The organism is Chryseobacterium lathyri, from assembly GCF_019970085.1.
GTDB lineage: Bacteria > Bacteroidota > Bacteroidia > Flavobacteriales > Weeksellaceae > Chryseobacterium > Chryseobacterium lathyri.
The window spans coordinates 396,828-417,917 of the sequence record NZ_JAHXYG010000003.1; the positions used below are offsets into that span (position 1 = coordinate 396,828).

Here is a 21,090-nt window from a genome sequence, read left to right on the forward strand (position 1 = left end):
TAAAACTAAAACCATTAATATTTTACTATGAGAAAAACTATTTTATTGGGCGCAATATTCGTCAGTTCTTTAGCCTTTACCCAACAAAAATCTCCAGTTTTAGGAGGTGATAGAGATGTTCATGGCTGTATAGGTTCAGCAGGCTATACGTATTCACAGATCAAAAATGATTGTGTGAGGGTTTTTGAACAGAAAATCAAATTAAAGGAAGTGAGCTCAGATAAAAGTTACACTTCTATGACAGCTGTTATTTTCAGTAAAGATATGAAAAGGGCTGAAATTTTCATCCCGGACGGAAACGCAAAAAGCATCATCCTTACCAGAGAAGGAAAAAGCAAAATGTGGAAAAGTGGAAGCTATATTAAAGAAGCTTATGTTTTGGTTCCTTTTAAGAAAAAAGGATATCAGCTTAAAAAAGATAATGTTGTGATTTATCAGTGATCCAATTTTAATACACAAAAGCCACTCGGAAAAGAGTGGCTTTTTTTATGAAACCAGGGTGGATTTTGACTTGTCTGTCAATTAAAAATACTCTTTGATAATTTGAAAAAAATAAATAATAAATATTAAATTACACTTTCAACTAAAAAATGTATATTGCTGTGACCAAATCATAGCGGAATCCGAAAAGCTTATAGAGTAGGAAAGTGTAAAAAATACTATATGAAAAATCTAAAAAAACTTACAAAACAAGAATTGAAAACAGTTCAGGGAGGTATTCCTATGTGCTTGCCAGGCTATTTCTGGTGTTCATTTGTGAAAAAATGCATACCTGTAGGGACAGAGTGTGGACTTGCTCTATAGTAATCACTCTTTGCTTCTGTAAACAAAAGAAAAGCCGTTCGGAAGAACGGTTTTTGCTATTATAAGTGATTTAAATTTAAGCATGTTACTTTAAAAAATGATCTTTAGAAATAGGCTTTAATTTGCTTAAAAATGCAGGATAAAATGACTAACTTTAACTAAAATTTAAAACAGCATCCACAATTTTCATCTCTCACTGAAAATCCTTATTTTTGTACATCTAAAAAGTAAAAGAAAGAATGAATTCCTACAAAAATCCATTGGAAGAGCGCTATTCCAGTGAAGAAATGTTGTTTAATTTCTCACATAATAACAAATTCCGTACCTGGAGAAAGCTTTGGATCGCTTTGGCTGAAATTGAAAAAGACTTAGGTCTTGATATTACAGACGGGCAGATTGCTGAGCTGAAAGCTAATGCTGAAAATATCGATTATGATAAAGCAGCTGAGTATGAAAAAAAATTCCGCCATGATGTAATGGCTCACGTTCATACCTATGGTGATGTGGCGCCTTCAGCAAAAGGAATTATCCATTTGGGAGCTACTTCAGCTTTTGTAGGTGACAATACAGACCTTATTCAGATCCGTGACGGGCTTTTAATCTTAAAGAAAAAGCTGGTTAACGTCATGAAAAACTTAGCTGATTTCTCCATTCAGTATAAAGATCTTCCTACCTTAGGATTTACTCATTTCCAACCAGCTCAGCTGACGACTGTTGGAAAAAGGGCTACACTTTGGTTGCAGAGCTTGGTTCTTGATATTGAAGAACTGGATTTCTTCCTGGAAACACTTCGTTTCAGAGGAGTAAAAGGAACTACAGGAACTGCTGCAAGTTTTTTAGAACTTTTCAATGGTGACTATTCCAAAGTAAAACATTTAGATAAAGAGCTTTCAAAAAGATTCGGTTTTGAAAAAGTATTCGGTGTTTCTGGTCAGACTTACGACAGAAAAATTGATGCTAAAGTAGTCGCTTTATTAGGGAATATTGCTCAGTCTGCTCATAAATTCACCAACGATTTACGTCTTCTTCAAAACCTTAAAGAAATTGAAGAGCCGTTCGAGAAAAACCAGATCGGTTCATCAGCAATGGCTTACAAACGTAATCCAATGAGAAGTGAAAGAATCGGAGCATTGGCAAAATATGTAATGTCTTTGACGACAAGTTCTGCGATGGTAGCTTCTACCCAATGGTTTGAAAGAACACTGGATGATTCTGCCAACAAGAGGCTGACGATTCCTCAGGCATTTCTTGCTGTTGATGCTATTCTATTGATCTGGAATAATATCATGAACGGAATTGTTGTATATCCGAACAGAATCAACAAGCATATTATGGAAGAGCTTCCTTTCATGGCAACGGAATACATTATCATGGAAGAAGTGAAGGCTGGTGGTGACCGTCAGGAAATTCACGAAGTGATCAGAGTTCATTCTATGGAAGCTTCTAAAAAAGTGAAAGAAGAAGGAAAAGAAAATGACCTTATTGAAAGAATCTTAAATGATGATTCTTTAAAATTAGATAAATCAAAATTAAAAGAAGTTTTAGATCCTAAAAACTTTATAGGTTTCGCACCGATCCAGACAGAGGAGTTCATCAGTAATGAAGTTCAGCCGATTCTGGATAGAAATAAAGACCTGATAGGATTGGAGGCTGATCTTAAAGTATAAACATATGCAGTCCTTTTGGGCTGCATTTTTTATTTTATATTCAACATGAAAAAAACTCTTCTACTCATTTCCCTGATACCCATCCTTTCTTTTTCCCAGAAGAAAGAGGTCTTAAAATATTTTATTTCAAAAGATTCTTTGGTTGGAGTTAAAAATCAGAAAGATGAAATTATTGTTCCGGCCCAGTTTAAAATTTTTTCAAACATTGAAAATGGAGAATTAGTTGAAGGGGAGACCATTTATTTTGATGGGTTTAAAACAGGAGAAGCAAAAGAGAAAAATGCATGGGGATATGTCTATGATAAAAAAGGGAATTTCCTTTACAGGCCTTTCTTTTACGACAATGGAGCAGATTATTTTTCCGAAGGTTTAAGAAGATTCGTTAAAAATGGAAAAGTAGGTTTTGCAGACAGAAATGGAAAAGTTGTTATAGAACCAAGTCATGATTTTGCATCGCCTTTCAAGTATGGCTACGCTGCTTTTTGCGACGGCTGTGACTGGGAAAAAAAAGAAGATGAGCACAAAGCAATCGTTGGCGGAACATGGGGAGTAATGGATTTCAAAGGGAAAATTGTAAAGCCCGTTTCAAAATCAGAAAATGCAGTAGAAGTTGGAGGGAAATATTTTCCAAACCCATTTAATTATAATGAAAAAGAGAAGACCATTCTTCAGTTTTTCAATGCACAAAACAAAAAGCTTTCAGAAATCTATTATGTAAATCATTATACAAAACTCTCTGATAATGAAAAGAAATTATTTTTTGAAATTGTAGAGAGACCAAAAGAAAATTTTCCATTCTATCAGGTAAATACGTATGATTATAGAAAAACGGAAGCAGGAATATCGGATTTTAAGTTTATAGTTTCAGAAGACGGTAAAAATATTTTTGCACTTGAATTTGAAAATGAAAAAATTCCTTTTCAGAAATGGCTGAAAGATGAGACAGAAAAGGCCGAACAGTTTCAGAAAGAACATCTCGATAACCCAAATAAATTATAAATGAACGTCATTATAATGAAAAAACTTTCGATTTTTTATTGATTTTTCTGTCTGTGAAAAGTTTTTGAAAACCAGAAAGAGATATACGCCATCATGGATGGCTAATGTGGAAAATTAAAAGAAAAATCAGGGGCTTATTCCATATCGGTCGGAATAGGGAAAGAGAATAAATGTATACAAAACATTTTGGGGAAATAGATAAAGGAAAGGGAAATAAAGCGGATGACAATAATCTGACGTTAAAGTTATAAAATATAAAGAATCATGTATTTGGTTCTGAAAAACTAAAAAGAAAGTAATAAATCTAATATTTAAAATCTGACATCTAATGTCTAATAACAAAAGAATTTTCGTAGAAAAAAGAGGTATTTTCGATGTAGAAAGTCCAAAAATTTTTGATGAAGTAAAAGCGGTTGTGCCGTCAATCAAAAGTGTGAAAGTGTACAATGTGTACGATATTTTCAATTTGAATGATGGTGAATTCGAAAAGGTGGTCAACAGCACTTTCGTAGATCCGGTTACTGATATTTTACATGAAGAAAATCCTGCCGAAGGAATTTATTTTGCCATGGAGTTTTTGCCGGGCCAATATGACCAGCGTGCAGATTCTGCACAACAGTGTATTGCTTTATTGACGGAGAATGAAAAGTCTAAAGTAAGAAGCGGAAAACTGATCCGGTTTGAAGGAGTTTCTGAAGCAGAGCTTGTAAAAATCAAGGATCTTCTGATCAATAAAGTGGAGTCTCAGGAAAAAGATCTTTCTACCTTAAATATTCCTGCAGATGAAATTCCGACAAAAGTTTTGATCCACGAAAATTTCATCAGTTTCGATGATGCTGAGCTTGAAAATTTTTACAATAATCACGGTTTTGCATTAGGATTGGATGACCTGAAATTTATTCAGGAATACTTTAAAACAGAAAAAAGAAATCCTACCGAAACGGAACTGAAAGTTTTAGACACCTATTGGAGTGACCACTGCCGTCATACCACCTTTGAAACAGAATTGTCAGACATCCAGTTTGAAGGAGATTTTAAACATACATTGGAAACCATTTTCAATGACTATATTGAAAAAAGAAAATTCTTAGGCCGTGAGCTGAAGCCGATCTCTTTAATGGATCTGGCAACAGTATGCGGAAGATATTTCCATAAAACAGGTAACCTGGAGAATCTTGTTGTTTCAGACGAGATCAATGCATGTACCATCCAGATCGAAGCTGAGTACGACGGTAAAAAAGAGCCGTGGTATTTATTATTCAAAAACGAAACCCACAATCACCCTACGGAAATTGAACCTTTTGGAGGTGCTTCAACATGTTTGGGAGGTGCTATCAGAGATCCTTTGTCCGGAAGATCATATGTATTCCAGGCGATGAGATTGACTGGTGCTGCCAATGTTTTAGAACCGGTTGATAAAACCTTACCGGGAAAACTTCCTCAGAAAACCATTACAAAACAGGCTGCCAACGGATATTCCTCTTACGGAAACCAGATTGGTCTGGCCACTACAATGGTTTCGGAAATCTATGATGAAGGTTACAAAGCCAAAAGAATGGAAGTAGGCTTCGTTACCGGAGCAGTTCCTATTGATTGGGTGAGACGTGAGAAGCCAGCAAATGGTGATTCCATCATTATTTTAGGAGGTGCAACAGGTCGTGACGGTGTTGGCGGGGCAAGCGGAAGCTCAAAAGAGCAGGACGAAACCTCTATTCATACGATGAGCTCTGAAGTTCAGAAAGGAAATGCCGTTGAAGAACGTAAAATCCAGAGACTGTTCAGAGATCCTGCTGTAACAAAACTCATCAAAAAATCTAATGATTTCGGAGCAGGAGGTGTTTCTGTAGCCATCGGTGAAATTGCAGATTCTTTAGAAGTGAATCTTGATGTTTTACCTTTAAAATATGAAGGATTAAACGGAACTGAGCTTGCTATTTCCGAATCTCAGGAAAGAATGGCGGTTGTAGTTGATCCGAAAGATAAAGAGCAATTTATCAAATTCTGTGAAGATGAAAACATTGTGGCTGTAGAAGTAGCAAAAGTGACGGATTCAGGTAGAATGCAGATGTTCTGGAAAGGCGATAAAATTGTTGATCTTTCAAGAGAATTCTTAGATACCAACGGATGTTCAAAATCACAGGATGTAAAAATTACTCATCTTGAAGAAGTAAAAGAAGAAGAAGCATCTTTTACAAAAGAGAACTTCCTTAAAATATTAAGCGATAAAAATGTAGCTTCCCAGAAAGGATTGCTGGAAATGTTTGATTCATCCATCGGTGCAACTACTGTTGCGATGCCTTTAGGTGGAAAATACCAGCAGACGTTGATGGAAGGGAGTGCTCAGACGCTACCAATCTTAGGAGCAAAAGATATTGAAACTGTTTCCTTCGCAAGCTGGGGATTCGATACCGGAATTTCAAAACAAAATTCATTGCTGGGAGCCTCTTATGCCGTAGTAGAAAGTGTTGCTAAAATTGCTGCCATGGGAGGTGATTACAAAAATATCAGGTTAAGCTTCCAGGAATATTTCGAAAAACTGGGCCAGAATCCAGAGAAATGGGGCAAACCTTTAGCTTCTCTTTTAGGAGCTTATGATGCCCAGATCAATTTAGGTCTTGCGGCAATCGGAGGAAAAGATTCTATGAGCGGTACGTATCAGGATCTGAATGTTCCGCCGACTTTGATTTCATTTGCCTGTGCCAACGGTGAAAAGAAAAATGTAATTTCACCGGAATTCAAACAGGCTGGAAACAAAATATATTTCTTCAACCATATTCCCCAGGAAAACGGACTTCCTCATTATGAAAGCTTAAAAGGAATTTTCGAATTTATTTTTGAAAACATCAAAGCCGGAAAAATTGTTTCGGTAAAAACTGTTAAAGAAGGAGGTGCTGCGGTAGCTTTAGCCAAAATGAGCTTTGGAAACAGGCTTGGAGCAGAAATCAGTATTGACGAAAATGCTTTACTGGCTAAGAATATCGGTAGCCTAATCATCGAAGCAAAAGAAGAGTTGAGTAATGCTTCTCTTCAGCAGATCGGTGAAGTAAAAGACTCAGGTATTTTAATGATAAATGGTATGGAATCTCCTATCCTGGATCTTCTGGCAGCGTATACCGGAACATTCGAAAACCTTTTCCCAACCAAGGAAAAAGAAAAACTGACGGTTGAAATTGATGAGAAATCAAACTCAATCCATCCAAGAAATATTGTCATTAAAAAACACGGAATTGCCAAGCCGAAAGTATTTGCTCCTGTATTTCCGGGAACAAACTGCGAGTACGATACCCTGAATGCATTCCAGAAAGAAGGTGCTGTGATCAGCAGCCTGCCTTTGAAAAATATCAGCCACCAATTGCTGGATGAAAGCATTGATGCATGGGTGGAGGAGATCAGAACATCTCAGATCCTTGCATTCTCAGGTGGTTTCTCAGCAGGTGATGAGCCGGATGGTTCTGCAAAGTTCATTGTAAACGTTCTGAAAAACGAGAAGATGAAAAATGCTGTTCACGAACTATTGGATAGAGACGGGATGATCATCGGTATCTGTAACGGTTTCCAGGCATTGGTTAAATCCGGTCTGTTGCCTTACGGTAGAATCAAAGATCTGGATGAAAACTCTCCGACGCTGGCCCACAATGCCATTAGAAGACATATTTCCCAGATGGTGAATGTAAAGGTGATTAATGACGAAAGCCCTTGGTTAAAAGGAATGAAAGATCAGGTATTCACCATTCCGATCTCTCACGGGGAAGGACGTTTCATGGCTTCCGAAGAAGAAATCAAAAAGCTTTACGAAAACGGACAAATCGCTACCCAATACATTGATCTTGATGGAAATATTGCCCACGGAATGCCTTTCAACCCCAATAACTCATTATTCGGAATTGAAGGAGTTACCAGCCCTTGCGGAAAGATTTACGGAAGAATGGGACACCCTGAGCGTTTTGCAGAAGGCCTCATGAAAAACATACCGACCGCGAATTACCACAATATATTCAAAAACGGAGTAGAATACTTCAAATAAAATAGAAATGACCGCCACTGAATGGCGGTCATTTTTTTATATTTACAAGGATTAAGTTTATAAAAATTAAACAGGGTTGGAGTCAGATAAAAATAAAATAATCACAATCGATGGCAGACACTTTTCAGATCTGCCTGGGTTCTACCATGAGGTTTCTTCAGTGTTGATGAAAGATACGGACTGGAAAGCAGGAACACTGGACGGCTTTGACGACATTCTGTATGGTGGTTTCGGTGTATTTGAAGGCGGAGAAGAAATTGAGATCATATGGAAAGAATCCCAAAAATCAAAAGAAGATCTAGGTCTCGAATCCACCCGGAATTTTTACCAGAACAAGATCAGACAGGGAAAACCATTTAACATACAATTAATGCAGCAAAAACTGGAGGATTTGCTGTCAGGAAAAGGCCAGACCCTGTTTGAAATTTTAGTTGAAATTATAGAATCACACAAAAATATTACACTAATTTTGGAGTGATATTAGACGAATGATAAATAATGAATTGTGTTCAACAGTATTGCTTATATTCCAACAGTACTAACATCTAATTTCTAATATCTAACATCTTTAATATGAAGAAAATGATTTATGGGCTGTTCTTCGGAGACAGCATTACGTATGGAGAATATGACGGAGTATTCGGAGGTTGGGTTGATATTCTTAAAAGATATGCCCTGCAGCAGTTTCATGAAGGAAGCAACGAATTGATTCTTTTTAATCTGGGAATAGGAGGCGAAACAACAGAGGGCTTGTTAAAACGGATGCCTTATGAGCTGGCAGCCAGAAATTCAGCAGAAGGAAATATAGTTTTTATTGGGTACGGAGCCAATGATCTGGCCATAAAGGACGGAGTACCTATGGTAAGTACTGTCCAGTTTAGAAATAATATGATTGAAGCTATTCATCATGCAAAACAGTATACGAATGATATTTATCTGGTAAGCATTCTTCCTGTTTCCCGGAAAATAGATGGAGTGCAGGCTGCAACTGGAAAATTAAGAACAGGTGAGGAAATTCTGGTTTATAATCAGATTCTTAAAGATATCGCGGTTGAAAATACTTTGCATTATATTGATTTTTATACTGCATTTTTAAGAGATAAGGAAATTTTACTTTCCGGAGACGGTGTTCATCCCAATGAAAAAGGCTACGGCGTAATGGCTGAAACCGCCATACCAATTATAGAAAAATATTTATAAGATTAATTTATCTTAACGTAGTGAAATATTAATTTTATTTGTAGTTTTAGGATTACAAATAAAAAAGTATGAAAAATCTGAAAAAACTTAAAAGACAGGAACTGAAAAATGTAAATGGAAAAGGGGTAAACCCACCTTTGATTACTGTCCCTGTTGATGAAAACGGATATTGTAATTATCCTTATGGCTGGTATTGTCCAAAATTTAACGGCTGTATGACCTCCGAATCCTGGGACTTTCACTGCTCTTAAAAACTACAAAGCATTCCTCTTCGGGATGCTTTTTTATTGAAATATATACTTCCAATAAACAATAACTCCCACAATAACGGACCCAATTGTCATCAGAAGAGTGGCTCCGGCAGAAATATCCTTAATAAAACCGATTCTTTTATCAAAATCAGGCTGAACCATATCACATATCTTTTCTATGGCTGTATTGAATATTTCAGCACTTAAAACACCTATTGACACTACAAGAATAAGCATGATATCAATTGATGAAAGCTTAAAATAGCATATCAGAATCAGATTTATCAAGAAAGCAGCAAGTTCAATCCGGAAATTTCTTTCCGTTTTTATCATCAGGAAAATACCCCGGAAAGCATTTAAAAAACTTCTGTGAACAGGCGGTTTTTGCATAGCTTATTTTTAACAAAGATAGGATTTGTAATTTGATACAAGTGAAATATTCAGGATCCATTTTCATACTTATATTCACTCACCAATGAGAAAATAAAGATCAGATTTTGATCAGAATTAATGATTAGAAGTAAATACGGACATTAAAATCATGTCTTAAAACCGCTTAATGATATTTGTTCAAAACTCCTTAAGATTATTTTTTTCATTATAGTTTCTATTTATTATATTTGTAGAAACTTATTTTTAAATCTATGAAATTTATTATTTCAAGTGGTGAACTGCAGAAAGCATTGCAAACTGTAAGTGGCGTAATATCAAGCTCTCAATCGAGACCGATTTTAGAAAACTATCTTTTTGAATTAGACGGAAATAACGTTACCATTACAGCATCTGATGGCGAGACTACTCTTGTTACCTCTCTGGACGTAAAGTCTGATGATTCGGGTAAATTTGCCGTTCCTGCTAAAATTTTTCAAGATTTTATCAAGACGTATGGAGAACAGCCTTTAACGTTCGTTGTAAAGGATAATGCAGAAGGAACCGGAAGCCAGCTTGAGATTTTAGATGAGAAAGACAATTTCGCTGTAGCACTGGATAACGCCGACGATTATCCGGAACTTCCTGAATTTGATGCGGCTCAAAGTGTAGCTATGCCGGCAGGCGTTTTATCTGAAGCATTGACAAACACTCTTTTTGCAACAAGCAATGACTCTCTTCGTCCCGTAATGACCGGAGTATTGTTCCAGTTTGGAGAGAATGAAACCAATTTTGTTTCTACAGATTCCCACAGACTGGTAGTTTATAAAAGAACAGATCTGATGAATGCCGAGCCAATGGAATTCATTATGCCTAAAAAACCTTTGAACATTTTCAAAAATATTCTGGCCAGCTCCAACGAAGACGTTACCATCGACTTCAATGAGAATATGGCTAAATTTACTTTTGGAAAACATATCTGGATCTGTAGATTGATAGATGGTAAATACCCTAATTATACAGCGGTAATTCCGAAAGAAAATCCAAATGTACTGACGATCAACAGAAATCTTCTTCTGGGAGCGATCAAAAGAGCATCAATCATGTCCAATAAATCTACCAACCAGGTAAGATTTAAGCTGTCTGCCAATATTCTTCACCTTCATGCAGAAGATACAGAATATGCAAACAAAGCAGATATGCAGATTCCTTGCGATTATAACGGGGAAGACATCAATATTGGTTTCAGTTCCAAGTTTTTAACGGAAATGCTTACCATTTTAGGTTCTGACGATATCACTATGAAAATGTCTCAGCCAAACAGACCAGGAATCATAGAACCTCTTGACGGTCTTGAAGAAAGTGAAAATATTCTGATGTTATCAATGCCGGTAATCGGGTTGTAATATTTGAAACCAATAAAAATATAAGAGATTGAATTTTTTTCAGTCTCTTTTTTTATTTTAAATGAGTTCTGGTTTTTAAAAGATTAATTTTAGTGAATAACTGCAAATTCTAAAGATAATATCAACAAATTTATCTTTTTTTATAGGAAAACTTGCTCATTCAACAAGAAGAAATTAATAAAAACTATTTGTTTTAAAATGATTCCTAAATTTCTCTATTTCTTAAAAAAACACGACATTTGTACGGGAAAATCGTACAGTACATATTGTGCGAAAATTCAATAATTTTTTTCAAAATATAGCAAATGAAAATATCAAACAACTGGCTGAAAGACTTTATCAAAACGGAATTGAAAACGGAAAGGATTGGAGAATTCCTTACAGATATAGGTCTTGAAGTGGAGGGGATAGAAAAATTTGAGAGTGTAAGAGGCAGTCTGGAAGGTATTGTAGTAGGAAAAGTATTGACCTGCGAAAAGCACCCGAATGCAGATAAACTAAAGAAAACAACAGTTGATGTAGGGAATGGGAAAATATTAAATATCGTTTGTGGCGCTCCTAATGTTGAAGCAGGACAGACGGTTCCTGTAGCTGTTGTCGGAACTAAGATCTATGATAAAACCGGAAAATTTTTTGAGATCAAGGAAGCTAAGATCAGAAGTGAGGTATCTCAGGGGATGATCTGTGCAGAAGATGAACTTGGCCTTAGCGATGATCATGGTGGAATTATGGTTTTGGACGAAACCCAATATGAAGTAGGAAAGAACTTTGCTGACTATTTTGAATTGGCCACTGATGAGGTGATCGAAATTGGTTTAACGCCTAACAGAACAGATGCGATGTCACATTATGGTGTGGCAAGAGATCTTCATGCTTTTCTTTCAACCAACCAACAGAAATCAACATTTGAGAAAGTGAATTCTGAGGTTTTAAATGGCGAAGGTTCACATAACTTCACGTTGGAAGTGGAAAACGCCGAGCTGTGTCCAAGATATATAGGGGCTGTTATTGAAGATGTGAAAATAGCAGAATCTCCTGCCTGGCTAAAAAACAGGCTGAAAGCAATCGGGTTAAACCCGATCAACAATATTGTAGATATTACGAACTATATTCTTCACGGTTACGGACAGCCTCTTCATGCATTTGATGCAGACAAGATTGCTGACAGCAAAGTGAAAGTAGGAACTGTAAAAGAAGGAACAAAATTCACCACTCTGGATGGTGTTGAAAGAACTTTGAATGGTTCTGAAGTGATAATCAAAGACGGGAAAGATAACCCAATGTGTATTGCAGGGGTTTTCGGTGGTGCGAATTCAGGAGTTTCTGATGAAACGAAAACCATCTTCCTGGAAAGTGCTTATTTCAACCCGGTAGCCGTAAGAAAAGGGGCTAAATTTCATGGCTTAAATACAGATGCTTCTTTCAGATTTGAAAGGGGAGTAGATCCTAATATTACCAGAACAGCAATAACTCACGCGATCAAAATGATCCAGGAGATTGCCGGAGGAAAATTGGTTGGGGATCTGTTAGAGGAATATCCAAAGAAGATTGAAGATAATTATGTGATCATCAGATTCTCAAAGATCGAACAGATTTTAGGAACAAAGATCCACAGAGAGAAGGTAAAGGAAATCTTAAAATCTCTCGAGATCCAGGTTTTAAATGAGATCCAGAACGGACTTGAAATCTCTGTACCGGCTTACAGAGCTGATGTGACGAGAGAAATTGACGTAATTGAAGAGATTCTGAGAATTTATGGATACAATAAGATTGATGCCCCACAGAAAATATCTTTTACACCGGTAAAATTAAGTGCTAACGATCAGGACGAGCTGGAAAATAACTGGGCAAGAACACTGCAGGGACTTGGTTTTAACGAAGCTATGAATAACTCACTGACTTCTGTAAAAGATGAAACCGATGCCGTAAAATTGCTGAACCCATTGAGTGGAGACCTTGCGTTCATGAGAAAATCTTTATTGGAAGGGCTTCTTCAGAACGCAGTGTACAACATCAACAGAAAGAATCAGGATATCAAATTCTTTGAATTCGGAAAAATTTACCATAAAAAAGATAAATATGAAGAAAGAAAACAGCTGGCCCTTCTTGTTACAGGAAGAGATGTTGCTGAAAACTGGCTTCAGCCTAAATCTGCAGTAAGTTTCTACAATCTTAAAGCCTACGTAAAAGTATTATTAGAAAAACTGGGTGTTGATTATAAAGAAATTGCTTTAACAGACGAAAGATTTTCCGATTCATTAGCTTATGAAGCCGGAGGAAAAACTTTAGTAAGAATTGGAAAAGTATCTCCCGTTTTATTGAAAGATTTTGATATTGATCAGGAATGTTTCTATGCAGAAATAGAACTTGAGTTGGCTCAGGAATTACGTTCTAAAAATGTTCTTAAGTTTAAGGATATTCCTAAGTTCAATAAAATCAGAAGAGACCTTGCCTTATTGATCGATAAGAATATCAGCTATGAGGATCTTTATCAGACAGCGAAAAAGAACAAATCTCCTTTCATTAAAGGGATTAATTTATTCGATGTGTATGAAGGAAAGAATCTTCCGGAAGGAAAAAAATCTTATGCCATGAGCTTTGAACTTCTTAATGAGGAAAAGACATTGGAAGAGAAGGAAATTTCTGAAGTAATGGATTCTCTGATCAAAGCATTCCAAAAAGAATACAACGCAGAATTAAGATCTTAATTCAGATAAAAAATATATCAAAAAAACGGGCTTTAGCCCGTTTTTTGTTTTGTAATCATTGCAAATTAAATTCTACATAATCTTATAGTATAAGTTTTTAAAGTATAGAAATCTGCTCAATCAACCAGATCTGTGAGAAAAAAATAATTCTAAAATAGAACATTCGAAAGTAATAAAATCCTTCACAAACCGTTTAAATAATATAATTTCCTTAAATTTGACTAAATCAAAAAGAAAAAAATGAAAAATCTTTTTTTAAGTATAGGTGCGGCTGCTATTCTGGCATCGTGCGGTACAATGTCCAGTGCTTCTGCATCTAAAGTAGGAAAAGCACAGCCTTCACTGGCCAATACGAAATGGACATTGGCTGATAACGTAAAAGGTAAGGTTCCGACCCTTAATATCGAAGGCGAAAAGATCAATGGAAATGGGGGATGCAACAACTATTTCGGGACAGCTAAAATAGATCCTTCTACAGGTGATTTTTCTGCCGGACAAATGGGATCTACAAAAATGATGTGCAACAATATGAGCGTTGAGCAGAATTTTATGGATATGGTAGGGAAAGCTAATAAATATGTGATTTCCGGGACTACCTTAGAGCTTTACAAAGACAATTTACTGCTGTTGAAATTCAATAAAGCGGAATAAAATAAAAAGGAACTCAATTTGAGTTCCTTTTTTTATGTTTAGGTAGTTATTATTCTTCCTCTTCTTCGTCGTACTTAGCCAACTCTTCATCACACCATTTAAATGCAGCCTCTACAACTTTTGTAGCTTCGTCTGCCATAGTTTCTTCATCGTCACCTTCCAAATCATCTAGCCACTCAACTTCCTCTTCCTCAACGTTTAAGATAAATCTTGGATATTCTGTGTGAACTACGAATAAATCTTCAGGAAATTCCGAATTGTCTGCTAATAAAAACTTTGGTAATTTCATTTTTTTATATTTTAACTTTAATCAAAGATAATAAAATTATTGATATTTGTTCCTGTTGATTTTAATTTTTTGCAAAACTTTATACCTTGTAAGAGTCGTTCTCCGAAGTGTATCCTCAGGTTTGAAAGTAAGGGTAATATCAGGATTTACTGTACTTAAAAGTTCAGCAACCTGTATTCTTTCCAGACTTTCTTCATTTAAAACAAAAAACTGTATAGGAACTTTATCCAGCTTCTCACTCTTTAAAAAATCTGAGGCCGCTTTTCTGTTTTCAAGATAATTTCCTTTAGACAGCCATGTGAAAGCCAGTCCGGACAGTAAGCTTAGTCCGGTGATTACATAGGTTTTAGTATTGAAGATCCGGAAAAGTCTGTTAAAGTAAATAAGCCATACAGGAATTATAAAAGGTCCTATAATCCTGTAATCGAGAGGGATGACCGAATAAAAATACTGAACAAAATAAGAGCATACAATGCCGGAAATACTGATAATGCTAAAGAAATATTCCGTTTCGGACAGCTTATTTTTTACAAGAAGATAAATTATTAAAAAGATATTCAAAGCCCCAATACCATAAATACCATAATTGATGAAGCTTCCCCGGGGATCTGCAATATGGATGAAAGGATTGAATGAAGTTGTCAATCCCTGTATCAGTTCTTTCAATAGCTTGGAAGTGGGGTGAATTCCCATGATCAGAACCTGCTTGATATAATTTTCATTAAAATAATCAATAAATAAAAGTTTATAAGCTCCCACAAACAGGATTCCAATAATACTGGAAATAATAAATACCAGTGAATACTTTTTTCTCAAAAATATTAAGCCGTAAAGGCCGGTTCCTCCAATGAAGAATAAAGCACTGTATCTGATATTATAAAGAGCAATTAATGAAAGGGAAAGATAAAAAATAGCTTTTCCTTTTTCAAGTTTTCCTGTTATGATCTGCGAGGCAGTATATAAAAATAAAAATACAAAAGGAATAATAAGGGCTTCGCTCATCGTATAAGCAAACAATGAAACAAAGCTGAATAATCCGCATACTGCAATGGCTTCACGTTTATAGAACTTTTTTTTCCAGCAGAAATAAATAATAAAAAGATAAGCAGCAATCCCAAGAGCCTTACTTCCCCAGAACTCATCGAAGCCTAGAAATGTAAACAACCTGATGCCAACAGGATAGCCTACTGGAGTGGTAGTATTGTCAATAGTAGGAAGAACATGCGCAAATCTCATGAAGCGGATAGAATCGGGATTCACTCTTCCTTTTTCATTTAATATAAAACGAAGAATGGTCATCATTACAGTGATGATGACCATTGCTATTTGGATATTTCTTTCCTTTAATTTCATTCAGTTATTTCAAAAACATTTTTGAAACTTTTTCAGCTTTTTTGCTTTCCGTATAATCATAGAAACCTTCTCCTGACTTTACACCCAGTTTTCCGGCCATTACCATGTTTACAAGAAGCGGATTCGGTGCATATTTAGGGTTTTTGAAACCGTCGTACATTACATTAAGAATAGCAAGACAGATATCAAGACCGATAAAATCTGCCAGCTGAAGAGGCCCCATCGGATGTGCCATTCCAAGCTTCATTACCGTATCAATTTCTTCTACACCTGCCACACCGTTGTAAAGCGTTTCAATAGATTCATTGATCATAGGCATCAGAATTCTGTTGGCTACGAAACCAGGGTAGTCATTCACTTCCACAGGGACTTTACCCAGTGTTTTGCTCATTTCATAAATAGCATCAAAAGTTTCCTTGGAAGTAGAATATCCTTTGATGATTTCTACCAGCTTCATAATAGGAACTGGGTTCATGAAATGCATTCCGATTACTTTATCCGCTCTTTTGGTAGCCGCAGCGATTTTTGTGATGGAAATAGAAGAAGTATTGGTAGCCAGGATGCAGTTCGCAGGTGCAAATTCATCCATCTGTCCGAAAATTTTCAGTTTCAGATCCTGATTTTCAGTGGCTGCTTCTACGATAAGGTCTGCGCTGCCTGCCGCTTCTTTAAGTTCAGTAAAAGTGCTGATGTTTCCTAGTGTTTCAGCTTTCTGCTCTTCCGTAAGGTTTCCCTTTGCGATTATTCTGTCAAGGTTAGTTGTAATTGTTTTCAGTCCTCTGTCCAGAGCATCCTGAGATACATCCACCAGATTTACTTTGAATCCGCTTTGTGCAAAAGTATGCGCAATTCCATTTCCCATGGTTCCAGCTCCAATAACTACAATGTTTTTGATCATTTTTTTCTTTTATTTTTTATAGATAGTTAAATTTTTAATATCTGCTAAATCAGAATTATAAACAGTCACTGCCGGATCGAAATCCACTGTACCGTCACTGTTCTGTTTTCTGGTTCTGTTTTGTGAAGTAATAACAGATTGAAGGCCTTTTCTGAAAGCAGTTTTCTGTTTTTTACCCAGTTTGTCTGTTCCGATGTATAAAGTAAATTCACCTTCTCTTCCTAAGCCTCCTTGTTTCAAGATCTCAAAAGCTTTCAGTTGATTGTTTTTCTCAAACTTTTTCAGATAATCCATCACAGGTTTTGTGGAGGGTGTTCCACAGCAGATGCTGCCATAGCTTATGCGTACATAGCTCATACTCTTTTGCGAAAAAAAGAATGCAGAACAGAAAAGAAATGTTGTTAATATTATTTTTTTCATATTCATAGTTTTTCCGGATTAAAGAACAAAAAATTACCGGTTTTTTCAGCTTTAAAAATAAGCTTAATATTTTACTTATTAAAATCGTCCCAGACTGCCTTAGAAATATCAGAAACCAATCTGCAGTTCACGGCATTACTTTCCATGGAATTGCTTACAAATATGGCAATTGCGTAATGTTTTCCGTTCGGAAGGGTGATGATTCCCATATCGTTTTCTGCAATGGTAAGTCCTTCGTTATTTTTCCCGGAAGCTCCCGTTTTATGAGCTACAGGAGTGTTTTTAGGAAGCTGTTCAACAATTTTATTGGTGCCTGTTTTTGTACCGATCATAATCTGCATCAGATAATCTGTGGACTTTTTGGAAAGCAATTTTCCATCATAGAACTTTTTAAGAAGCTGTACAGCAGAATTCGTTGTACTGTAATTCTCATAAAGTGCTTTCCAGTCGTTTTTGTGCATTTCATTTTCATTATACTTAATCTGGAAGCCTTTTACTCCTTTAGAGTCCATAAACTCTTGAACCGTTTTTGTTCCATCAATGAGTTTCAGCAGAACATCACAAAGATTATTGTCACTTAATGCAACGGTATAATCGATTATTTCATTTAAGGAAACATCAATATTTCCATCGGGATGCTTTTCCCGAAACGGAGACCATGTATTTTCCATCAGATCAGATTTACTGATGAATATTTTCTGATCCAAAGACAGTTTTCCTTTATCCACAAGATCTAACACTGCGCAGGCAATATGAAATTTGAAAACACTTAAAGTTGGAAATGGCATATCCCCGTTTTTGCTGTATTTGAAATTATTTTCAAAGCCAAGAACCGAAACTCCAACGGTTGCTTTTTTATCTTTAATAATAGAGTTTATTTTCTGCTCTAAAACAGATTTTTGAGCTACAGCCAGCGACGAGATCAGAAGAAAGAAAAGTCCTATTTTTTTCATATTATAATGATTAAAAGAAAATCCCTTTCAGATACTAAAAGGGATTTGCAATTTAAGATAAATTATTACTCTATTTCAAAATAATTCAGGTTGGAACCGTCGCTTTCAAAATGCAGCCTGATTTTATTTGTTCCTTTCTTCAGAGAGACGTTCTTAACTGAAACTGTTTTCCAGTTTTTATCTCCTCCGGTGGAAGGCAGTGAAACTTTGGCCAGCAGTTTTCCCGAAGCATCTTCCAGTCTGATACCAGCATTATTCTGACCTGCATACCTGATGCTGAAGGTGTAGTTTTTATCAGATTTTACATCAATGGTATATTGAAGCCATTCTCCCGCTTCCGTTTTTCCCACATAATATTTATTGGTCACTTTGTCATGGCACAGATAAATATCCACGCCGTCATTTCTCATCTGCTGTCCGGAATTCCATTCCGATCTTTTCTTCGGATCACTTACCCAAAGGTTGACAAAATCCTTATCCAGATAGGCTGAACCCATTCTTCCCAAATCATAATCCGAAGCAAATATTCTTCCCGGAGCCTGATGGTTTTTAAAGGGTTTTACAGAGTTGTCATTAACCTGTCTGAACATGGCATCTATAACATCATTTTTGATTTCGACATTATTGAATTTATAATTCTCGGCAATCTGCATCAATGCTTTTGTTGCATAGTCTTTAGAAGGTTTTTCGCTGCCGTTTTTCCAGTAATTCAGGAGTTTTTCGTATTCAGGAGTGATTTTGACATTCGTAATTCCTGCAATATTATCGATCTTTTTCATCGGCCAGAATGCATATCCGATGTTGTGTCTGTCCAGAAGCTGAATCAGCTCTGTAAACCATACATTGGAATTTTCTCCGGTTTCCCCAAGCCAGATCGGAATATTATGTTTCTTCCTGAGATCTAGGATAGACTGTATAGTTTCATCATTGTTATAATTCCAATACTTATGAAAGCTGAATGCCATATTGCTGTCCCAAATCGGGATCAGTCCGTTGTAATTATTTCCCCACCCGTTTCCTTCAATAAATATGATATGCTTTTTATCGGTTTCACGAATAGCGGTGGTAATGTCTTTCTGCAGCTTCCAGAGTGGAGCATTCGACATTTCGTCGGTACCGTTCGGGTTTTTTCCGGTGAAATTAATATTTGGTTCATTGATCAGATCATAACCTCCGATCCACGGTTCATCCTTATACCGTTCAGCAAGCTTTTTCCATAAAGCAATCGTTTTCTCTTGGTTTTCAATGCTTTCCCAGAGGGAGGGTTTTGTTTTATCATTATCTGAAATATTAACGTCATTTCCCTGCCCACCAGGTGCTGCATGAAGGTCAAGGATCAGATACATTTTATTGGCAGCACACCATTTCAGAAGATCATCTGTCATTTTAAAGCCTTCTTCCAGCCATGTATTCTGTCCTTTTACCGGTTCTTTTTCAATGGGAAGAGTGTATAGATCATAATGCATCGGAAGCCTTACGGAATTGAATCCCGCTTGAGCAAGAAAATCGATATCCTGTCTGGTGATGCCGTTTTTAAGGTAAGCTTTATAGAAATCTTTCATTCCGTCTTCACCAATTAATTCGGCGATCTTCTCTTTGATCTTGTACTGAGGACCTGCAAAATCGGCTGTTTTCAGCATATATCCTTCCTGAAGCATCCACCCTCCAAGGCCCAAGCCTCGCAACTGGATGTTTTCTCCTTTGTCATTAATTATTTTCTGTCCGTCAGTTTTTAATAATTGTGATGTCCCAAATTGAGACAATAATAAAACGGATAATAGGATGAGTCTTTTCATATTAGATTTATTTATTTTAAATTATAGGAGAGAATTTTAGAATAATAGTTTTAAGAAAGACAAATATATTTAAAAAATCCAGAATAAAAATTAAAATTGTGTCATGAAAAAATTATTTCAGAAAAAAGGAAATAGGAAGGTTTGTTGATGACTTTTTAAATACAACAGGCTGTCATTTTAATGACAGCCTGTTGTAAATATTATGAGATAAAACTTATTTTGAAATCAGTTTTACAATTTCAAGGGCAACCTTTAAAGCTTCCGTTCCGTCTTCCAGGGAAACTTCCACATTTTTACCGTCAGTGATGGCATCTGCAAAAGAATTTAATTCATCAAGAATTGCATTATTAGGCTGGATGTCCGGATATTCAAATAAGATCTGATTCTTTTCTCCATCAGCATTTTCAATGATCATGTCAAAAGGAGTAGGGTTTTCAGGAGCATCTTTCATTCGGATCACCTCTGCTTTCTTTTCCAGGAAGTCTACAGAAATATATGCGTCTTTCTGGAAAAAACGGCTTTTTCTCATCGCTTTCATAGAGATTCTGGAAGTTGTAAGGTTCGCTACGCAGCCATTTTCAAATTCTATTCTGGCGTTTGCAATATCCGGGGTCTTGCTTACCACACAAACACCGCTTGCATGAATATTTTTAACCTTCGATTTGGCCATGCTCAGTAAAATATCCAGATCATGGATCATAAGGTCCAGTACTACAGAAACATCCGTCCCTCTGGGATTGAATTCTGCCAGCCTGTGGATCTCAATAAACATTGGATTTTTAATGTATTCTTTAGTGGCAATAAAAGCGGGATTGTATCTTTCAACATGTCCAACCTGTGCCTTAATACCATTTTCCTGGCACTTATGAAGAATTTCTTCCGCCTGCTCAAGCGTTTGGGTTACCGGTTTTTCAATGAAAAAATGAAGACCTTTTTCAATTGCTTTTAGGGCATAATCATAATGATAGACTGTGGGAGTCACAATATCCAGCATATCGATCTGTTCAAGAAGTTCATCAAAATTTTCAAAATATTTATACCCGAATTCAGCTTCTATTTTTTTTCCGTTTTCAGGATCTTTATCATGGAAACCTACCAGCTCGTACTTATCTGACTGGTTAAGAAGTCGTAAATGGATCTTCCCCAGATGTCCGGCACCTACCAAACCTGCTTTTAACATAGATTTTTTTAATTTTTGTAAAGATAAGAATTTTAGGTATTAAGAAATACCCTGTCGCTTTTAGGTTGATAAGTATGGATAGTTTTTTTACTTTTGCAGGAACTACTACCTGTAACCTAATA

19 protein-coding genes are annotated in these 21,090 nt (G+C 36.2%); 11 read left to right on the plus strand and 8 right to left on the minus strand.

Translation table 11 applies throughout. The features are described from left to right. The first annotated feature begins 27 nt into the window (after positions 1-27). The 8 genes from LC418_RS11135 (at position 28) to LC418_RS11165 (ending at position 8,945) form a co-directional block, all read left to right on the plus strand. Positions 28-441, plus strand: a complete 414-nt coding sequence (locus LC418_RS11135) for a hypothetical protein (RefSeq protein WP_223559173.1) — start codon at positions 28-30, stop codon at positions 439-441. 222 nt (positions 442-663) lie between these two features. After that, positions 664-804, plus strand: coding sequence for a bacteriocin-like protein (locus LC418_RS21130; RefSeq protein WP_146897008.1), 141 nt, complete (start codon positions 664-666; stop codon positions 802-804). 239 nt (positions 805-1,043) lie between these two features. Continuing rightward, positions 1,044-2,471, plus strand: a complete 1,428-nt coding sequence (gene purB / locus LC418_RS11140; RefSeq protein WP_223559174.1) for an adenylosuccinate lyase — start codon at positions 1,044-1,046, stop codon at positions 2,469-2,471. 45 nt (positions 2,472-2,516) lie between these two features. Beyond that, positions 2,517-3,470 carry a WG repeat-containing protein gene (locus LC418_RS11145; protein ID WP_223559175.1) on the plus strand — a complete coding sequence of 318 codons (954 nt, stop codon included), beginning with the start codon at positions 2,517-2,519 and terminating at the stop codon, positions 3,468-3,470. Between the two features lie 328 nt (positions 3,471-3,798). Then, positions 3,799-7,494 (plus strand): phosphoribosylformylglycinamidine synthase, encoded by a 3,696-nt coding sequence (locus tag LC418_RS11150; protein ID WP_223559176.1) that lies wholly within the window; start codon positions 3,799-3,801, stop codon positions 7,492-7,494. A 76-nt stretch (positions 7,495-7,570) separates the two neighbouring features. Beyond that, positions 7,571-7,972 (plus strand): ribonuclease inhibitor, encoded by a 402-nt coding sequence (locus LC418_RS11155; protein ID WP_223559177.1) that lies wholly within the window; start codon positions 7,571-7,573, stop codon positions 7,970-7,972. Positions 7,973-8,067: 95 nt separating this feature from the next. Further along, complete coding sequence (locus LC418_RS11160) at positions 8,068-8,694, plus strand: SGNH/GDSL hydrolase family protein (protein WP_223559178.1); 627 nt, start codon at positions 8,068-8,070, stop codon at positions 8,692-8,694. A gap of 68 nt (positions 8,695-8,762) precedes the next feature. Continuing rightward, positions 8,763-8,945: a bacteriocin-like protein gene (locus tag LC418_RS11165; RefSeq protein WP_111954803.1), complete on the plus strand. Its 183-nt coding sequence runs from the start codon at positions 8,763-8,765 to the stop codon at positions 8,943-8,945. A gap of 33 nt (positions 8,946-8,978) precedes the next feature. Here LC418_RS11165 and LC418_RS11170 read toward each other — a convergent pair whose 3' ends face one another. Further along, positions 8,979-9,335 (minus strand): diacylglycerol kinase family protein, encoded by a 357-nt coding sequence (locus LC418_RS11170; RefSeq protein WP_223559179.1) that lies wholly within the window; start codon positions 9,333-9,335, stop codon positions 8,979-8,981. A 254-nt stretch (positions 9,336-9,589) separates the two neighbouring features. Here LC418_RS11170 and dnaN point away from each other — a divergent pair, with 254 nt between their 5' ends. The 3 genes from dnaN to LC418_RS11185 all read left to right on the plus strand — a co-directional run bounded on the left by dnaN (position 9,590) and on the right by LC418_RS11185 (position 14,079). Beyond that, the gene (gene dnaN, locus LC418_RS11175; RefSeq protein WP_111954807.1) at positions 9,590-10,720 is read left to right on the plus strand and encodes a DNA polymerase III subunit beta; all 1,131 of its coding nucleotides are present in this window, start codon (positions 9,590-9,592) and stop codon (positions 10,718-10,720) included. A gap of 305 nt (positions 10,721-11,025) precedes the next feature. After that, on the plus strand, positions 11,026-13,428 hold the full coding sequence (gene pheT, locus LC418_RS11180; protein WP_223559180.1) for a phenylalanine--tRNA ligase subunit beta: 2,403 nt from the start codon (positions 11,026-11,028) through the stop codon (positions 13,426-13,428). 240 nt (positions 13,429-13,668) lie between these two features. After that, complete coding sequence (locus LC418_RS11185) at positions 13,669-14,079, plus strand: META domain-containing protein (RefSeq protein WP_073335269.1); 411 nt, start codon at positions 13,669-13,671, stop codon at positions 14,077-14,079. A gap of 49 nt (positions 14,080-14,128) precedes the next feature. Here the strand turns inward: LC418_RS11185 and LC418_RS11190 are convergent, their stop codons facing one another. From LC418_RS11190 to LC418_RS11220, 7 genes are all read right to left on the minus strand, one after another. Next, positions 14,129-14,368: a hypothetical protein gene (locus LC418_RS11190; protein WP_007845674.1), complete on the minus strand. Its 240-nt coding sequence runs from the start codon at positions 14,366-14,368 to the stop codon at positions 14,129-14,131. A 36-nt stretch (positions 14,369-14,404) separates the two neighbouring features. Further along, positions 14,405-15,721 carry a hypothetical protein gene (locus LC418_RS11195; RefSeq protein WP_223559181.1) on the minus strand — a complete coding sequence of 439 codons (1,317 nt, stop codon included), beginning with the start codon at positions 15,719-15,721 and terminating at the stop codon, positions 14,405-14,407. Positions 15,722-15,725: 4 nt separating this feature from the next. Continuing rightward, positions 15,726-16,616: a 3-hydroxybutyryl-CoA dehydrogenase gene (locus LC418_RS11200; protein WP_223559409.1), complete on the minus strand. Its 891-nt coding sequence runs from the start codon at positions 16,614-16,616 to the stop codon at positions 15,726-15,728. 12 nt (positions 16,617-16,628) lie between these two features. Then, entirely contained in the window at positions 16,629-17,039 is a 411-nt protein-coding gene (locus tag LC418_RS11205) for a hypothetical protein (RefSeq protein WP_223559182.1), read from the minus strand. Positions 17,040-17,110: 71 nt separating this feature from the next. Continuing rightward, complete coding sequence (gene bla-A, locus LC418_RS11210; RefSeq protein ID WP_223559183.1) at positions 17,111-17,992, minus strand: CGA/CIA family class A beta-lactamase; 882 nt, start codon at positions 17,990-17,992, stop codon at positions 17,111-17,113. A 65-nt stretch (positions 17,993-18,057) separates the two neighbouring features. Next, positions 18,058-19,788 carry a cellulase family glycosylhydrolase gene (locus LC418_RS11215; RefSeq protein ID WP_223559184.1) on the minus strand — a complete coding sequence of 577 codons (1,731 nt, stop codon included), beginning with the start codon at positions 19,786-19,788 and terminating at the stop codon, positions 18,058-18,060. Positions 19,789-20,002: 214 nt separating this feature from the next. After that, entirely contained in the window at positions 20,003-20,968 is a 966-nt protein-coding gene (locus LC418_RS11220; protein ID WP_223559185.1) for a Gfo/Idh/MocA family protein, read from the minus strand. Positions 20,969-21,090: the final 122 nt, after the last annotated feature.